15 protein-coding genes are annotated in these 15919 nt (G+C 73.2%); 11 read left to right on the top strand and 4 right to left on the bottom strand.

Translation table 11 applies throughout. The features are described 5' to 3' along the window. Nucleotides 1-6: 6 nt before the first annotated feature. The 6 genes from BS75_RS12345 (at nt 7) to BS75_RS12370 (ending at nt 6881) form a co-directional block, all read left to right on the top strand. Nucleotides 7-1416: an NtaA/DmoA family FMN-dependent monooxygenase gene (locus BS75_RS12345; RefSeq protein ID WP_034088261.1), complete on the top strand. Its 1410-nt coding sequence runs from the start codon at nt 7-9 to the stop codon at nt 1414-1416. Continuing rightward, nucleotides 1413-2504, top strand: coding sequence for an LLM class flavin-dependent oxidoreductase (locus tag BS75_RS12350; protein WP_034088262.1), 1092 nt, complete (start codon nt 1413-1415; stop codon nt 2502-2504). The genes BS75_RS12345 and BS75_RS12350 overlap by 4 nt, the downstream gene beginning before the upstream one ends. Nucleotides 2505-2536: 32 nt before the next feature. Then, nucleotides 2537-3682 carry an LLM class flavin-dependent oxidoreductase gene (locus BS75_RS12355; protein ID WP_034088263.1) on the top strand — a complete coding sequence of 382 codons (1146 nt, stop codon included), beginning with the start codon at nt 2537-2539 and terminating at the stop codon, nt 3680-3682. Nucleotides 3683-3863: 181 nt separating this feature from the next. Then, a complete protein-coding gene (locus BS75_RS12360) occupies nt 3864-5327 on the top strand; it encodes an MFS transporter (RefSeq protein ID WP_042436857.1) in 1464 nt (487 codons plus the stop codon). Further along, on the top strand, nt 5324-6034 hold the full coding sequence (locus BS75_RS12365) for a TetR/AcrR family transcriptional regulator (protein ID WP_052069369.1): 711 nt from the start codon (nt 5324-5326) through the stop codon (nt 6032-6034). Before BS75_RS12360 ends, BS75_RS12365 begins: the two co-directional genes overlap by 4 nt. A gap of 106 nt (nt 6035-6140) precedes the next feature. Continuing rightward, nucleotides 6141-6881 carry a hypothetical protein gene (locus BS75_RS12370; RefSeq protein WP_052069370.1) on the top strand — a complete coding sequence of 247 codons (741 nt, stop codon included), beginning with the start codon at nt 6141-6143 and terminating at the stop codon, nt 6879-6881. A 48-nt stretch (nt 6882-6929) separates the two neighbouring features. Here BS75_RS12370 and BS75_RS12375 read toward each other — a convergent pair whose 3' ends face one another. Together BS75_RS12375 and BS75_RS12380 are read right to left on the bottom strand one after the other, a co-directional pair. Next, nucleotides 6930-7694, bottom strand: coding sequence for a hypothetical protein (locus BS75_RS12375; RefSeq protein ID WP_197091932.1), 765 nt, complete (start codon nt 7692-7694; stop codon nt 6930-6932). A gap of 82 nt (nt 7695-7776) precedes the next feature. Continuing rightward, entirely contained in the window at nt 7777-8586 is an 810-nt protein-coding gene (locus tag BS75_RS12380) for an AraC family transcriptional regulator (protein ID WP_034088264.1), read from the bottom strand. A 194-nt stretch (nt 8587-8780) separates the two neighbouring features. On the opposite strand from BS75_RS12380, the gene BS75_RS12385 reads away from it, so the two are divergent. The 3 genes from BS75_RS12385 to BS75_RS12395 are packed head-to-tail and all read left to right on the top strand — an operon-like array spanning nt 8781 to nt 10557. Beyond that, complete coding sequence (locus tag BS75_RS12385) at nt 8781-9908, top strand: MFS transporter (RefSeq protein ID WP_152645633.1); 1128 nt, start codon at nt 8781-8783, stop codon at nt 9906-9908. A gap of 5 nt (nt 9909-9913) precedes the next feature. Beyond that, nucleotides 9914-10165, top strand: a complete 252-nt coding sequence (locus BS75_RS12390; RefSeq protein WP_034088265.1) for a hypothetical protein — start codon at nt 9914-9916, stop codon at nt 10163-10165. Next, nucleotides 10165-10557 (top strand): DNA-binding protein, encoded by a 393-nt coding sequence (locus tag BS75_RS12395; protein ID WP_034088266.1) that lies wholly within the window; start codon nt 10165-10167, stop codon nt 10555-10557. The genes BS75_RS12390 and BS75_RS12395 overlap by 1 nt, the downstream gene beginning before the upstream one ends. Nucleotides 10558-10560: 3 nt before the next feature. Here BS75_RS12395 and BS75_RS12400 read toward each other — a convergent pair whose 3' ends face one another. Continuing rightward, nucleotides 10561-11358 carry a DeoR/GlpR family DNA-binding transcription regulator gene (locus tag BS75_RS12400; RefSeq protein ID WP_034088267.1) on the bottom strand — a complete coding sequence of 266 codons (798 nt, stop codon included), beginning with the start codon at nt 11356-11358 and terminating at the stop codon, nt 10561-10563. A 422-nt stretch (nt 11359-11780) separates the two neighbouring features. Between BS75_RS12400 and BS75_RS51450 the strand changes: the two genes are divergently transcribed. Both BS75_RS51450 and BS75_RS12410 read left to right on the top strand, forming a co-directional pair. After that, nucleotides 11781-13994: an NEW3 domain-containing protein gene (locus BS75_RS51450; RefSeq protein WP_063771398.1), complete on the top strand. Its 2214-nt coding sequence runs from the start codon at nt 11781-11783 to the stop codon at nt 13992-13994. Between the two features lie 130 nt (nt 13995-14124). Next, nucleotides 14125-14994 (top strand): SMP-30/gluconolactonase/LRE family protein, encoded by an 870-nt coding sequence (locus BS75_RS12410; protein WP_034088268.1) that lies wholly within the window; start codon nt 14125-14127, stop codon nt 14992-14994. A gap of 37 nt (nt 14995-15031) precedes the next feature. Here the strand turns inward: BS75_RS12410 and BS75_RS44205 are convergent, their stop codons facing one another. Then, on the bottom strand, nt 15032-15676 hold the full coding sequence (locus tag BS75_RS44205) for a hypothetical protein (RefSeq protein ID WP_052069371.1): 645 nt from the start codon (nt 15674-15676) through the stop codon (nt 15032-15034). Between the last annotated feature and the right edge of the window lie 243 nt (nt 15677-15919).

The following is a 15919-nucleotide window of genomic DNA, read 5'->3' on the forward strand; positions in this document are numbered from 1 at the left end:
CCCGTCATGAGCAGCACCACCGACTCCGCCAAGCCCCTCAAGCAGATCCACCTCGCCGCGCACTTCCCCGGCGTGAACAACACCACCGTGTGGAGCGACCCGCAGGCCGGCAGCCACATCGAGTTCGAGTCCTTCGTCCGGCTCGCGCAGACCGCCGAGCGGGCCAAGTTCGACTTCCTCTTCCTCGCCGAGGGGCTGCGGCTGCGCGAACAGGGCGGCGAGATCTACGACCTGGACGTGGTCGGCCGCCCCGACACCTTCACCGTGCTGGCCGCGCTGGCCGCGGTCACCGAGCGGCTGGGCCTGACCGGCACCATCAACTCGACCTTCAACGAGCCCTACGAGGTGGCCCGGCAGTTCGCCAGCCTGGACCACCTCTCGGCCGGCCGGGCCGCCTGGAACGTGGTCACCTCCTGGGACGCCTTCACCGGCGAGAACTTCCGGCGCGGCGGCTTCCTGCCGCAGGAGGAGCGCTACTCCCGGGCCAAGGAGTTCCTGGCCACCGCCTCGGAGCTGTTCGACTCCTGGCAGGGCGGCGAGATCGTCGCGGACCGGGAGGGCGGGACCTTCCTGGCCGACCCGCTGGCCGGCTCCTTCCGGCACCAGGGGCCGCAGTTCGACATCGCCGGGCAGTTCAACGTCCCGCGCAGCCCGCAGGGGCGGCCGGTGATCTTCCAGGCCGGGGACTCGGACGAGGGACGCGAGTTCGCCGCCTCCACCGCCGACGCCATCTTCAGCCGGCACAGCACCCTGGAGCCGGGCCGGGCGTTCTACGCCGACGTGAAGGGCCGGCTCGCCAAGTACGGCCGCCGCCACGACGAACTGCTGATCCTGCCGGCCGCCACCTTCGTCCTCGGCGACACCCCGGAGGAGGCCCAGGAGGCGGCACACCGGGTCCGGCTCCAGCAGGTCAGCGGGCAGACCGCGATCCGCTTCCTGGAGCAGCTCTGGAACCGCGACCTCTCCGGCTACGACCCGGACGGCCCACTGCCGGAGATCGACCCCGCGGTCGGCGAGCACACCGTCGCCCGCGGCCGGGCCAGCGTCCGGATGTTCGGCGACCCGCTCACCACCGCCCGGGAGTGGCGGGAGCGCGCCGCCGCCGAGAAGCTCTCCATCCGGGAGCTGATCATCGAGGTGACCGGCCGCCAGTCCTTCGTGGGCACCCCGGCCGAGGTCGCGACCAGCATCAACGACCTGGTCCAGGCGGATGCCAGCGACGGCTTCATCCTGGTCCCGCACATCACCCCGGGCGGTCTCGACGGGTTCGCGGACCGGGTCGTGCCGCTGCTCCAGGAGCGCGGCGTCTTCCGGACCGAGTACCGGGGCACCACGCTCCGCGACCACCTCGGCCTGGCCGAGCCCGGCCGGGGCGGCGCCGACGCCCGCGCCGGGCAGGAGCGGGTGGCCTCGTGAAGTTCCTCGCCATCACCCTGATCGCGCACACCCCCGACCCGGTCACCGGGGTGCGGAAGAGCACCCGGGACCGCTTCCGCGAGGTGCTGGACAACGCCCTGCTCGCGGAGGAGCTGGGCTTCGACGGCTTCGGCGTCGGCGAACGGCACGAGCGTCCGTTCATCTCCTCCGCACCGCCGGTCGTGCTCAGCCACATCGCCGCGCTGACCTCCCGGATCCGGCTGTTCACGGCGGTGACCACGCTCAGCCTGCTGGACCCGGTGCGCGCCTACGAGGACTACGCCACCCTGGACCACCTGTCCGGCGGGCGGCTGGAGCTGATCATCGGCAAGGGCAACGGTTCGGCCCAGCGCGAGCTGTTCCAGGTCACCCCCGAGGACCAGTGGGACCGCAACGCCGAGGGCTACGAGCTGTTCCGGCAGCTCTGGCGGAACGACAAGGTCACCGCCGAGACCCGGTTCCGGCCCTCGCTGCACCAGGCCGAGGTCTGGCCGCGTCCGCTGCAGCAGCCGGTCCGGGTCTGGCACGGCAGCGCCACCAGCAGGGAGTCGGTGGACCTCGCCGCCCGCTACGGCGACCCGCTGTTCTCGGCCAACGTCACCAACCCGATCGAGCCCTACGCCGAACTGATCCGCCACTACCGCGAGCGCTGGGAGCACTACGGCCACGACCCGGCCGCCGCGGTCGTCGGGGCGGGCACCGCCGGCTACTACGCGACCCGGACCTCGCAGCAGGCACTGGCGACCTACCGGCCGATCTTCGAGGCGCAGACCGCCCTCCAGCGGACCCTCGGGCTGGAGCCGGTCTACGGCTCGCTGGAGGACTTCGTCGAGCGCAGCTCGGCGCTGATCGGCAGCCCGCAGCAGGTGCTGGAGAAGGTGCACCGCTACCACGCACAGTTCGGCCACAGCGTGCTCCACCTCCATGCCGAGGCCGGTGGACTGACGGACAGTCAGCACCGGGACTCGCTGGAGCTGTTCCAGGCGGAGATCGCCCCGGAACTGCGCCGGACCATCCCCGACCCCCCGTGGCAATGGGGACCGGTGGCGCCCGCCGCCGAGCCCGAGCTCGCCGCCACCCCCGCCTGACCGACCGTCACCACCCGAAAGGAGGCGCGGCCGTGAACGCCACGCCGCTCGCCGTGCTCGACCTGGTGCCGGTCTCCTCCGGCTCCTCCGCCCCCGAGGCGCTGCGCAACAGCATCGACCTGGCCCAGCAGGCCGAACGACTCGGCTACACCCGCTACTGGTTCGCCGAGCACCACCTCAACCCCGGCGTCGCCGGGACCTCCCCCGCCGTGCTGCTGGCGCTGACCGCGTCCGCCACCTCGACCATCCGGATCGGCTCCGGGGCCGTCCAGCTGGGCCACCGGACGGCGCTGTCCACGGTCGAGGAGTTCGGCCTGATCGACGCCCTGCACCCGGGCCGGATCGACCTCGGCCTGGGCCGCTCGGCCGGACGGCCGCCCAAGCCCGGGGCGCCGGTGCGCCGGCCGGCGCTGGTGGGCGCGGAGCGGACGGCGGTGGTGGACGGCCGGACCGCCAACGGGCTGCGGATACCGCCGAAGTTCTCCTTCGCCGGGCTGCTCTCCTCGCCCCGCTTCGTGCTGCACCAGGAGCTGCTCCAGCAGCGCCACGCGGAGTCGCAGGACTACACGGAGCAGATCGGCGACATCCTGGCGCTGCTGGCCGGGACCTACCGCTCCGCCAACGGCGAGGAGGCGCACATCGTGCCCGGCGAGGGCGCCGACCTGGAGCTGTGGATCCTGGGCAGCAGCGGCGGCGAGAGCGCCGAGGCGGCGGGCGCCAACGGGCTGCGCTTCGCGGCCAACTACCACGTCAGCCCGGGCACGGTGCTGGAGGCCGCCGAGGGCTACCGGGCGGCGTTCCGCCCCTCGGCGGTGCTGGACCGCCCCTATGTGACGGTCTCCGCCGACGTGGTGGTGGCCGAGGACGAGGCCGCCGCGCGGGAGCTCGCCGCCGGCTACGGGCCGTGGGTGCGCTCCATCCGCACCGCCGCCGGCGCGATCAGGTTCCCGACCCCGGCCGAGGCCCGCGCCCTGCCCTGGTCCGACGCCGACCGGGAGCTGGTCGCGGACCGGGTGGACACCCAGTTCGTCGGCACCCCCGGCCAGGTGGCGGACCAGCTGGAGCGGCTGCGGGACGCGACCGGCGCGGACGAACTGGTGGTCACCACCATCACCCACGACCACGCCGACCGGGTCCACTCCTACCGGCTGCTGGCGGAGGAGTGGGCGCGCCGCTGACCACTGTGGGCGGGGAGTGACGGGGCGGCGCGGGGAGGGGACGCGCCGCCCCGTCACTTTGCGCTGCCGTCACCGGGGTTCCACCCCGCGGACCCCATCCGGAGTCACTTCTCCGCTTGTGCTAGCGTACGCATCCGGAGTCGTATCTCCGGTTAACTTCGTCAGTGGGATCCACACACTTATGGCCAGGACCAGTACCCGTCCCCATTACAACGTCACCTTCGCCGTCCTCCTGCTCGGAGTGGCGGCCTACTCCCTCCTCCAGTCGATGGTCGTCCCGGTCCTGCCGACGCTGATCACCGACCTCCACACCACCCAGGACACCGCGACCTGGCTGATGACCGCCTACCTGCTCTCGGCCTCGGTGGCCACGCCGATCCTCGGCCGGATAGCCGACATGGTCGGCAAGGAGCGGATGCTGATCGTCACGCTGCTCGCGCTGACCGTCGGCTCGGCGCTGGCCGGGCTCTCGCACTCGATCGGGCTGATGATCGTCGCGCGAGTGATCCAGGGCCTGGGCGGCGGCGTGCTGCCGATCTCCTTCGGCATCATCCGCGACGAGTTCCCGGCCGTCCGGGTGCGCGGCGCCGTGGGCATCACCGCCGCGCTGACCGCCGTCGGCGGCGGCTTCGGCCTGATCCTGGCCGGTCCGATCGTCGACAACATGGACTACCACTGGCTGTTCTGGTTCCCGATGATCATGACGGCCATCGCCACCGTCGCGACCTGGCTGTTCGTCCCCGAGTCCCCGGTCCGCACCCCCGGCCGGATCAGCTGGGGCGCGGCCGCGCTGCTCTCGGCCTGGCTGATCACCCTGCTGCTGGGCGTCTCCGAGGGCCCGATCTGGGGCTGGGGCTCCGCCCGGATCATCGGCCTGTTCGCCGCCGCCGTGGTCTGCGCCGCCCTCTGGATCCTGGTCGAGCTCCGCTCCGACGCCCCGCTGATCGACATGCGGATGATGCGGATCCCCGCCGTCTGGACCGCCAACCTGGTGGCCCTGCTCTTCGGTGTCGTGATGTACACCACGATGACCTTCCTGCCGCAGCTGGTGCAGACGCCGGAGAAGCTGGCCGGCTACGGCTTCAGCGCCAGCATCACCCAGTCCGGCCTCTACATGCTGCCGATGACCATCGGCATGTTCATCCTCGGCGTGGCCACCGGACCGCTCGCGGCCCGGTTCGGCTCCAAGCGGGTGCTGGTCGCCGGCGGTCTGGTCACCGTGCTGCCGTTCCTGCTGCTGGCCCTCCAGCACGACGAGGCGTGGGAGCTCTACACCGCCTCCGCCGTGATGGGCGTCGGCATGGGCCTCGCCTTCTCCTCCATGTCCTCGATCGTGGTCGAGGCCGTCTCCCCGGAGCAGACCGGCGTCGCCAGCGGCATGAACGCCAACATCCGCACCATCGGCGGCGCGATCGGCAGCGGCATCGCGGCCAGTATCCTGGCCTCGGGCGTCACCGCCGCGCACCCGTTCCCCCCGGACTCGGGCTACACCAACACCTTCTGGATGCTCACCGGGGCCGCCGTGCTCGCAGCGGCGGCGTCGCTGATCATTCCGACGGTCCGCAAGGGCGTCGGACCGGCCGCGCCCGGGCACCCCGGCGCACAGGACGCGGCATCCGAGGGCGAGGAAGCAGCCATCGCATGACCGAGAGCCCGGTGCGGCCGACGCCGCCCGCCCCCGAGGCACCCCTGCCGACGCCGGACGCCGGGACGGCCGCCGCGCCGAAGGCGCTGCGGCGCGACGCGGCGGAGAACCGGGAGCGGCTGCTCCGGGCCGCCTGGCAGGTCTTCGCCGAGCACGGCCCGGACGCCGGGGTCGAGGAGATCGCCCGGCGGGCCGGGGTCGGCATGGGGACCCTCTACCGCCGCTTCCCCACCAAGGAGGCCCTGGTCGAGGCGCTCAACGACGGGCTGCTGGCGGAGATCCTCAGCAGCGCCCGCCGGGCGGTGGCCGAACAGCCGCACGGGCTCGGCCTGGAGGCCTACCTCTGGTACACCGGGACGACGATGTCGGCCCACCACGGCTGCCTCTCCCGGCTCTGGCAGGGCGCGCCACCGGCGAGCGACCCGCGCCGGGTGGAGCTCTGGAGCCTGGTGGGCATCCTGCTGGAGCAGGCCAAGGAGGCCGGCGAGATCCGGCAGGACCTGACCCTCACCGACGTCTACCTGTGCGTGCTGACCCTGCGCAGCCTGATCGACGACACGGCGGCCCAGGCCCCGGACATCTGGAAGCGCCACCTGGCGGTGGTGCTGGCCGGCTTCCGCCCGGCCGGGACGCCGCTCGGGCACCGTCCCGAGGACGACAGCCTGGTGCAGACCGGCGTCGCCTGCCGCCCGCAGCGGCACCACTGACCCTGCGTCGACACCGCCCCGGGGGCAGGCCGTCCCCGGCGGGTTCCGACCCGGCCCCGGGGAGCGGTCGCTTGGTGCTGTCGTAGCCGCGTGCAAGTCTTGGGGCATGAGCGACACGCGGCGCAGTCAGCGCTACTCCGTGCCCACCGGGCGGCCCTTCCTGCTCGGCGAGCTCAGGACCAAGCTCGCCGCCATCGAGGGCCAGGCCCGGGCACTGTACGAGAACTCCCACCCGGCCGAGATCGAGGTGGTGGCCGACGAGCTGTACCTGCTCTTCACCACCGCCCGCAACCTCGCCCCGCCGCGCACCTACACCGGCTGCGACCGCCACCCCAACGGCGCGATCGACCCCGAGGCGCCGCAGGGCTGGACCCGCTGCCTGCTCTGCAACGAGGCCCGGCGGCGCGGCACCGCGTCGACCGCCGTCCCGGCGGTGGCCCGGGCCACCGCCCTGGGCTACCCGCTGCCGGACGGCCCCTACACCGTCGAGCTGCTGCTCGGCTTCCTGCGCGCGACCACCGAGCAGGCCTATGCGCTGGACCTGCGCTCGGCCGAGTCCGCCTACGCCGACCTGGCCGACGTGGTGCACCAGGCGTTCATCGTCGCGCGCGAGCTCTCGCGTCCGCGCAACACCTCGGGCTGCGACCGGCATCCGGGCGCGCCGACCGACCCGACGGCGGACAACGCCTGCCTGTTCTGCGTCGCCGACCGCCGCCGCCGGCTGGACGAGCGCGACGGCGTCCCGGTGATGACCGCCCGAGCGGCGCTCCGCGGCACCCAGCGCCGCCGCCCGAGCGCGCCCCGGCCCAACCCGGGCGCCGGATCGGAGACCTCGCCGCCACAGTAGGCCGACCGCGGTCGGCAGCCGTCCGGCGGTGGCGGACCGCCGCGCGGGTCAGCCGATCGGCTCGGTGGAGTCGCCCGCCAGCAGCAGCTGCGGGACCTGGGTGAAGTCCCAACCGCCCCCGCTGCGAGCGGTGAGCACCCAGACCAGGTCGAAGCGGTCGTCCGGCCAGGAGGACGGCGGAGTCGGGCTGACCGGACCGAGGTGGTCGATGATGGCGGCGATGCTCTCGTGCTCCCAGGCGACCAGCCGGGGTCCGGCGGAGGCGAGCAGCGCCGCCGCGAGCGCGGCCTCCTGCCCCTTGGCGAAGCGCAGGTCCAACTGGACGCCGAGGGCGGCGGCGGTCGGGGTCGCCGTCTCCTCCGGCCGGCGGCTACCGCCGCTGCTCGGGTCGGCGGCGTGGACGCCGGCCGGCCGGACCAGCCCGGTCCTGACCGGGACCGGGGCGCCGCTGCCGTCGCGCGGCGCGAACAGTCCGGTCAGCGCGCCCGCCCGGGTCCAGCCCTGGACGGTCAGCGACTCGGAGTCCTTCTTCCCGTCGGCGGTGATGCCGTACGGGGCTCCCGAGCCGGTGGGCTTCTCCGCGTGACGGATGATCATAATGACGTCCGGGCCGGCCGCTGCCGACCCGGCCGACGGGATCGGCGCCGCAGTCGGGTCCCCGGCCCGAGCCCCGGTCGGCGTCGCGGCCTTCGCCGCGTCCTTCCCGTGGCCGCCGCAGCCGGCCAGCAGCGGCACCGCCGCCGACGCGGCGAACAGGCCCAGCACGGCGCGGCGCGGTCGCCCTGATGCTTCGGAAACTGGAGCCTCGGACATGGTCGGTCCCCCTCCGCCCGGAGGCAGTTGCCATCGGCGCGGCGCTCCGGGCGGCGCCACGGCCGCCCACCCTAACCGTCCATTACGGGACAAAATCCGAATCACCGGTAAGAGGCGGGTACGAAGCATCGGACCGGTCCGCGGTCGGCTGCCGGTAGCGCCCCGGCGTGGTGCCGAAGGCGTGGCGGAAGGACTCGATGAAGGCGCTGGTGCTGCTGTAGCCGCAGTCGGCGGCGACCGCGGTGACGGAGGCCCCGGACGCCAGCAGCACCAGCGAGTGGTGCAGCCGCAACTGGGTGCGCCACTGCGGGAAGCTCATCCCGGTCTCCCGCCGGAAGAGACGGCTGAGCGTGCGCTCGCCGGCGCCGACGGCCGCGCCGAACGCGGCCAGGTTCCGCTGGTCGGCCGGGTCGGCGTGGAGCAGCGCGGCGATGCCCCGCAGCCGCTCGTCCGCCGGGGACGGCAGGTGCAGCGGAAGCGTGTCGACCTGCTGGAGCTGGTCGAACGCGACCTGCCGCAGATTGCCCCGCCGCCGGTCGGCCTCGGCGCCGGTCCCGTCGAGGGAGGTCAGGCTGATGATGACCTCGCGCAGCAGCGGGGAGACGGCGAGCACCGTCGGCCGGTCGACCCGGATCGGGTCCATGGCCCGGTCGAAGGCCAGCGTCCGCATCAGGGTCGGGCCGTGGGCCCGGTGCGCGTGGGCGGCCCCGGCCGGGATCCAGACCGCGCGGTGCGGCGGGACGATCCAGCCGCCCGCCTCGGTCGACACCGCCAGGACGCCCCGGCTGGGGTGGATCAGTTGGTGCACGGCGTGGTCGTGCCAGTCGATGGTCTGCCGGTGCGCGAGCTCCGAGCGGGTCGAGCCGGACAGCGAACGGCGGGTTGGCGACACAAGTAGGCAGACTATCGATAGCCGATCCTCCCCGCCGCTCGACACCATGAGGTCGTCCCCGGGCACAGCCCGAGCGCCGACAGCGACGTAGCCGACAGCGACGAAGGAGAGCGGCCGTGACCGACACCGGCATCGACGAGGCAGCCACCGCCGGGGCGGACGGCGCCGCCGCCCCCCTCGGCGCCTGGCGGCGGATGCGGCTGTGGGGCATGGCCCACGCCGTCGACGACCTCTACCAGGGACTGATCCCGGCCAGCGTCCCCTACTTCGTGCTGGACCGGCACTACGGCTACGTCGCGGCCTCCGGGCTCACCCTGGCCGCGACCATCGGCAGTTCCGTGCCGCAGCCGTTCATCGGTCTGGCCGTGGACCGGATGCGGCTGGGCCGGCTGCCCGCCATCGGCATCGCCCTGGCCGGGACCGGCCTCGGGCTGTCCGGGCTGCTCGGCTCCTACGCCGCGGTCTGGTGCGCGATCCTGCTCTCCGGCCTCGGTATCGCCATGTTCCACCCCTCGGCCGGCAAGGCCGCCAGGGAGGCGGCCGGGGACAGCGCGAGTGCGATGAGCATCTTCGCGGCCGGCGGCAGCGTCGGCTTCTTCCTCGCCCCGGTGCTGGCGACGCCCGCGCTGATCGCCTGGGGCGTCGGCGCGACCGCGCTGTTCCTCCCGCCCGCGCTGCTGACCGCGTTCGTACTGCTGCGCCACCGCCGCCGCGGCGGCGACCTCGGCGCAACCGCCGTGCTGCGCACCGGCCGTGACCGCTGGCGTCCGTTCGCGGCGCTGACCGGGGTGGCGGTGGTCCGGTCGACCGCGTTCTTCGGCATCAGCACCTTCATCGAGCTCTACTGGCTGCACCAGCTGCACGCCTCGCGCGCCCTGGCCGGGGTGGCGCTGACCTGCTTCCTGGCCGGCGGGGTCGTCGGCACGCTGCTCGGCGGCCGGATCGCCGACCGCTTCGGGATGGTGCGCACCGTGCAGTCCGGCGCGGCCCTGCTGCTGCCGATGCTGATCGGGCTGCGGCTGACCTCCGGCAGCCTCCTCCCGCTGGTGTTCGCGGCGCTCACCGGGATCGCGCTGAACATCCCGTTCGCGGTGCTGGTGAAGCTCGGCCAGGACTACCTGCCGACCCGCCCGGGCACGGCGGCCGGGGTCACCCTGGGCCTCGGCGTCAGCATCGGCGGCCTGACCGCCCCGGCCTTCGGCCTGATCGCCGACGCCAACGGCCCGCAGGGCGTCCTGGACGCCCTCTGCCTGGTCCCCCCGATCGCCGTCCTGCTCGGCCTGCTCCTGCCGGAACCGGGCGGAATACCTGCGGTAGCATGAGTAGCATGAGCAGTAGCAAGAAGTACTCGGTCAGCCTCCCGGAGGACCTTGCCGAGACCGTCCGCTCCCGGACCGGACCGGGAGCGTTCTCGGCCTACGTCGCCGAGGCACTCGAACACAAGCTCGCCATGGACAAGCTCGCGGAGATCGTCGCCGACTTCGAGACGGACAACGACCCCATCACGCCGGAAGAGCTCGCCGCCGCCATGGCGGACCTGGACCACGAGACCCCGGACAGCCGGAGGCATGCCGCCTGATGCCGGGCACACTGCTTCTGGACAGCGAAGGACTCTCCAAGCTCTACCGCAAGGACCGCGGGGTCATCGCGTACATCGAAGCCGCGAGAATCCGGGGCGTCCGGACCGGATGCACCGTCATGACCCTCCTGGAGGCGGACGACCCCCGGATCCACCGGGCCCGGATCTCGTTCGCGCTCTCCCTGATCGATGTCCACGACGTCAACCGGGAACTGGCCGACGCCGCTGCCGCCATGCTGCGCACTCATGGCCTGCGCGGCCACAAGTACGCCATCGACGCGGTGCTGGCAGCCCTTGCCCGGTCCGGTCCCGGGCCGGTCACGGTACTGACCTCGGACCCGGAGGACCTCACCCTGCTCTGCGGGCCCGCCGTCCGGGTCGTCAAGGTCTGACCCTCAGGCGCGGATGACGGTGACGCCCTGCTCCTCGAACTGCTTGACGATCTCCTCGGGGGCGCCGGCGCCGGTGATGATGGTGTGGATCTCGCGGACGTGGCAGATCCGGGCGAAGGCGCTCTTCTCCAGCTTGGAGCTGTCGGCCAGGACGACCACCTGCTGGGCGCGGCTGGCCATCAGCCGGTTGATGCTGGCCTCTACCTCGTGGTGGGCGGTGGCGCCCAGGGTGTGGTGCAGCGCGTCGACGCCCAGGAACATGACGTCCAGGGTGAGTTCGTCCAGGATCCGGCTGGCCAGCGGGCCGATCAGCTCGTAGGACTTCTCCCGGGCGACGCCGCCGGTGACCACCACCCGCATGTGCGGACGCACCGTCAGTTCGGAGGCGATGTTCAGCGCGTTGGTGACGACGGTCGCGGTCCAGCCCTCGTTCCGGCCCTCGCCCTGGGTGCCGGCGTCGCCGCGGACCGCGATGGCCCGGGCCGCCTCGGTGGTGGTGGTGCCGCCGTTCAGGCCGACCACCATGCCCGAGCGCACCAGCTTCGCCGCGGCCAGGCCGATCCGCTGCTTCTCCTCGGCGTGCCGCGCGGTCTTGTAGCGCAGCGGCAGGTCGTAGCTGACGTTGCCGGCGACCGCTCCCCCGTGCGTGCGCACCAGCAACTGCTGCTGGGCCAGGTGGTCCATGTCGCGTCGGACGGTCGCGGTCGACACACCCAGCCGCTCGGCGGCATCCTCCACCGCGATGCTCTCGCGCTCGGTGAGCAGCTCCAGCAACATGGTGAGGCGCTCGTGGCGATTCACCGTAGACCCACCTCTCAGGCCGGCACCGGCGCTCGGATGCGCACGTTCACAGATGCCTCGTCCGGTGAGCATAGCCCTGCGCGCGGCGTGCAGGTGTATGCACGCCAAGGACGGCTCGGGGAAGCACTCGTTCCGGCGGTCCGTGCAGCCCGTCCCAGCAGCCGAACCCGCCCGCCCGCGCGCTCTCCCGGGCCCCGTCCGGCCGTTGTCCGGTCCGGGCCGACGCCGTCCGTGCGCAGCGGGGCGCCCCCTCGCCTTCCCCTTTCTCTGCATACTCATGCTTGCTCATACAGTTTTACGCTTGTTTTGACTGAGCTCTTGTCAACTATGAGCAGCATGAGTAGAAATCTCTCAGGTGTTATGGACACGCCTGGCTCGCCCAGGCCCCGCCCAAGGCTCGAACGACCTGTGAGGTTGCCCCCGTGTCTTCCCCGTTCACCCGTCTCTCCCGATCGGCCCTGGCCGGCTGCTGTGCGATCGCCACAGCCTCCGCCGGACTGCTGATGGCCGTTCCCGCCACCGCCGCCACCGCCGCCGCCGCCCCCGCGTCGGCCCGGCCGGGCGCGGCCGCCGCCACCGCCCAGTACCCCAACCTCGCGCCGACCCCGCCGATGGGCTGGAACGACTGGTCCTACTACCAGTGCGGCGAAACCGAGCAGAACGTCCTCGCCAACGCGAAGGCACTGGTCACCAGCGGGCTGGCGGCCAAGGGCTACAACACGGTCACCATCGACGACTGCTGGATGGCCCCGAACCGCGACGCCAACGGCAACCTGGTCGCCAACCCGACCACCTTCCCCGACGGCATGGCCTATGTCGGCAAGCAACTCCATGCCATGGGGCTGAAGTTCGGCATCTACGAGGACGCGGGCACCAGCACCTGCGGCGGCTACCCCGGCTCCATGGGCCACTGGACCGAGGACGCCGACCTGTTCGCCTCCTGGGGCGTCGACTACGTCAAGCTCGACGGCTGCAACGTCCCGGACTACCCCGGTGAGAACGACGAGCAGAGCTACTACACCGCCTACTCCGCGATGAGCTCGGCGCTGCTGAAGAGCGGCCGTCCGATGGTCTTCTCGATATCGGCGCCCGCCTACTTCCAGGGGACCTCCGACTGGGACACGGTCATCAAGTGGTCGGCCCAGCTGGGCAACCTCTGGCGCGAGGGCGCGGACACCGCGCTCGGCCAGGAGAGCGGCGCGGCCAAGTGGGACGCGATCACCTACAACTACGGCTACAACGTCGGCCTGGCCGACCTGCAGAGCCCCGGCCGCTGGAACGACCCCGACTTCCTGCTGGCCGGCGACTCCGGCCTGACCCAGGACGAGATCCAGAGCCAGGTGGCCCTCTGGTCGATGATGGCCGCACCGCTGATCTCCAGCACCGACCTGACCAAGCTCTCCGCCGGGGCGCTGGCCGCGCTCGGCAACCAGGCCGTCATCGCGGTCGACCAGGACCCGCTGGGCCTCCAGGGCCGACTGGTCCAGCAGGGCACCGGCTACAACGTCCTGTCCAAGCCGCTGACCGGCGGTGACCGCGCCGTCGCGCTGTTCAACTCCTCGGACTCCGCGCAGACCGTCACCACCTCGGCGGCGACGGCCGGCTTCGGCTCCGGCTCCTCCTTCCTGCTGAAGAACCTGGAGACCGGGGCGGTCACCCAGACCACCGGCACCATCTCGGTGGACGTCCCGCCGCACGGTACGGCGATCTTCCGGGTCAGCCCCGGCGGCAAGCCCGCCACCACCCGCAAGGTCCAGCCGTCCACCGCGATCACCTGGCAGAACGTCTCCACCGCGACCATGCAGAACACCTACCTGGTCAGCCTGACCGACCTGGGCTCGGCCCGGGTGACGGACGCCAAGCTGTCCGTCTCGGCCCCGGCCGGCTGGAAGGTCTCCCCGGTCACCACCAGGCTGCACCAGGTGAACCCGGGCGCGTCCGCGTCCGCCACCTACCGGATCACCGGCCCCGAGGCCGTCCCGGGCACCACCACCACGCCGATCACCGCCACCGCGACCTACCGGGCCGGCGCCGCCGGCCCGGGCTCGGTCAGCGGGCAGGAGACGATCACCAGCGTCGTCCCGTACCCGACCCTGGCCGGAGCCTTCAACAACGTCGGCATCACCGCCGAGTCCACCCCGGCCCCGGGCAACTTCGACGGTGACGGCGACAGCTACTCGGCCGACGCCCTCGCCACGGCCGGAGTCACCCCGGGCTCGACGGTCAGCGCCAACGGCGCCACCTTCACCTGGCCCGACGTCGCCGCCGGCACCGCGGACAACGTCGCCGCCGCCGGTGAGGCGATCACCCTCAGCGGCAAGGGCAGCAGCCTCGCCTTCCTCGGCTCGGAGACCGGCGCGGTGTCCGGCACGGTCACGGTGACCTACACCGACGGCACCACCAGCACCGGCAGCCTCGGCTTCCCCAACTGGTGCTGCACCCCGCCGACCGCCTACGGCGCACAGGTGGCGATCACCACCGACCACCGCGACACCCCCAGCGGCCCGGCCAACTTCGGCATCAGCTACCAGGTGTTCACCAACACCGTGCCGCTGACCGCCGGCAAGACCGTGGCCAGTGTCACCCTGCCGGACCAGGCGGCGATCCACATCTTCGGCCTGTCCGTCGAGCCCTGACCGTCCCCTTCGAGAACCGGGGCGCGGCGGCCACTCCCTCCGGGGAGGGGCCGCCGCGCCCCGGTCCGTCGGGTGCGGCGACAATGCGGACAGACGTCCGCTCATGTCCCACCGGTCAGGGAGTCCCCGCATGCCACTCGAAGTCGCCGACACCGCCCGGCTCTCCCTCGGCGAGGGCTCCCTCTGGGACCCCGAGGCGCAGCGCCTCTACTGGATCGGCATCGAGGACCGACAGCTCCGCTGGCTGGACCACGCCACCGGCGGCTCGCACCTGGTCCAGCTGGACACCCGGCCCGGCACCGTCGCCCTGCACCGGGGCGAGCGGGTCGTGCTGTCCGTCGCCGAGGGCTTCGCCGAGCTCGACACCGCGACCGGCGCCCTGACCCGGGTCGCCGACGTCGAGGCGGACCGCCCCGACCGGCGGATGAACGACGGCAAGCCCGACCCCTACGGCCGACTGGTCGCCGGGACGATGACCGTGGACGAACCGCGCCGCCCCGGACCGCTGTACCGGCTGGAGGCCGGCCCCGACGGCGCACCGCAGGCGGTGGTCCTGCGCGGGGGCATGCTCATCCCCAACGGCCTGGACTGGCCCGAGCCCGACCTGCTCTGGCACATCGACACCCCGACCCACCGCGTCGACCTCTACGCCTACCCGGAGCGGGGCCCGCTCGCGGACCCGATCCGCTCGCTGGACCTGTCCGAGCACAGCGGCTGCCCGGACGGCATGACCCTGGACGCCGAGGGCAACCTGTGGATCGCCTTCTGGGACGGCGGCGCGGTCCGCTGCTTCTCCCCGGAGGGCCGGCTGCTGGAGACGGTCGAGGTGCCGACGGCGCAGCCGAGCAGCTGCGCCTTCGGCGGACCGGACCTGGACACCCTCTACATCACCAGTGCGGGCGGCGGCCCCGGGGCGGCCGACCCGGAGGCGGGCGCGCTGTTCCGCTACCCCGCGCTGACCCTCGGCCGCCCCGCCCGCCGCTGGTCCGGGGCGGCCTGACGCGGCGTCGGTCCGCGCTGCGGCGCGGCGACGGCGCTCAGCCGGCCGGGCAGTCGGCCCAGTCCTTCACCAGCCCGGCCGGGATCTGCGCCGGGCAGCCGCCGGCCGGGGGGAAGACGTCGCTGCCCGTGTATCCCCAGCCGGTGGACCCGGTCCAGCTGAAGTACTTCCGCACGCTGCCCTCGTCCTGCATCCCCACCAGGGTGTTCTGGTCGGCCCCGGCGGTCACCTCGAAGCGGGTGGCGGCGTAGCGGGTGCCGCCGCAGGAGCCGTAGAAGAAGCCGCCCGGAGCCGGCTGGATGTGGTTGAACCGCGGGTTCGCGGCCTCGTAGGCGGCCGTGACGGCGGCCTTGACGCCGGCCGTGGCGGTGAGGTTCTGGCAGCCGGCGGCCGTGCCCGCAGCCGAGCCGCCACCGGCCGGGGCGGGCGCGGAGCTCGCGGCCCCGGGAGTGGCCGCCGCAGGCGCGCTGCTCGCGGCGGCGGCGGTGGCCGGGACGCTCGCGGCGGGAGTGCCGGCGGCGGGAGTACTGGCGGCGGGAGCGGATCCCCCGGTCGCCGAGGCGACGGCCGAGGGCGCGCCGGCGGCCGACCCGCCGCTGCCCCCGGAGCCGCAACCGGCGACCAGCAGTGCGGCGGAGAAGGCGAGAACGGCGGTGGCCGATCGGTGTGCTGACAACTGCATCGAAGTCCCCCTGCTGAGCGTGGTCCGTGTCTGCGCGCAGTCAGTGTCCACCCTGCGTTCCGGCGCCGAGCACCCGCCCCGGCGACTCCGCCGACGCCGCTGCCACCAGCCCGCCGATCCGGTCCGGGTCGGTCTGCGCCGATCCCCGAAGTCATTCGACTTCGAACGACCTGGCCGGTGCGGGCCGGCGGCGCGGCGGCCCCGTCCGACATTCCGTCAGAAGCCGTCGATCGCGGGCGCGTC

The sequence above is a fragment of the Streptacidiphilus albus JL83 genome, assembly GCF_000744705.1.
GTDB classification, from domain to species: Bacteria; Actinomycetota; Actinomycetes; order Streptomycetales; family Streptomycetaceae; genus Streptacidiphilus; species Streptacidiphilus albus.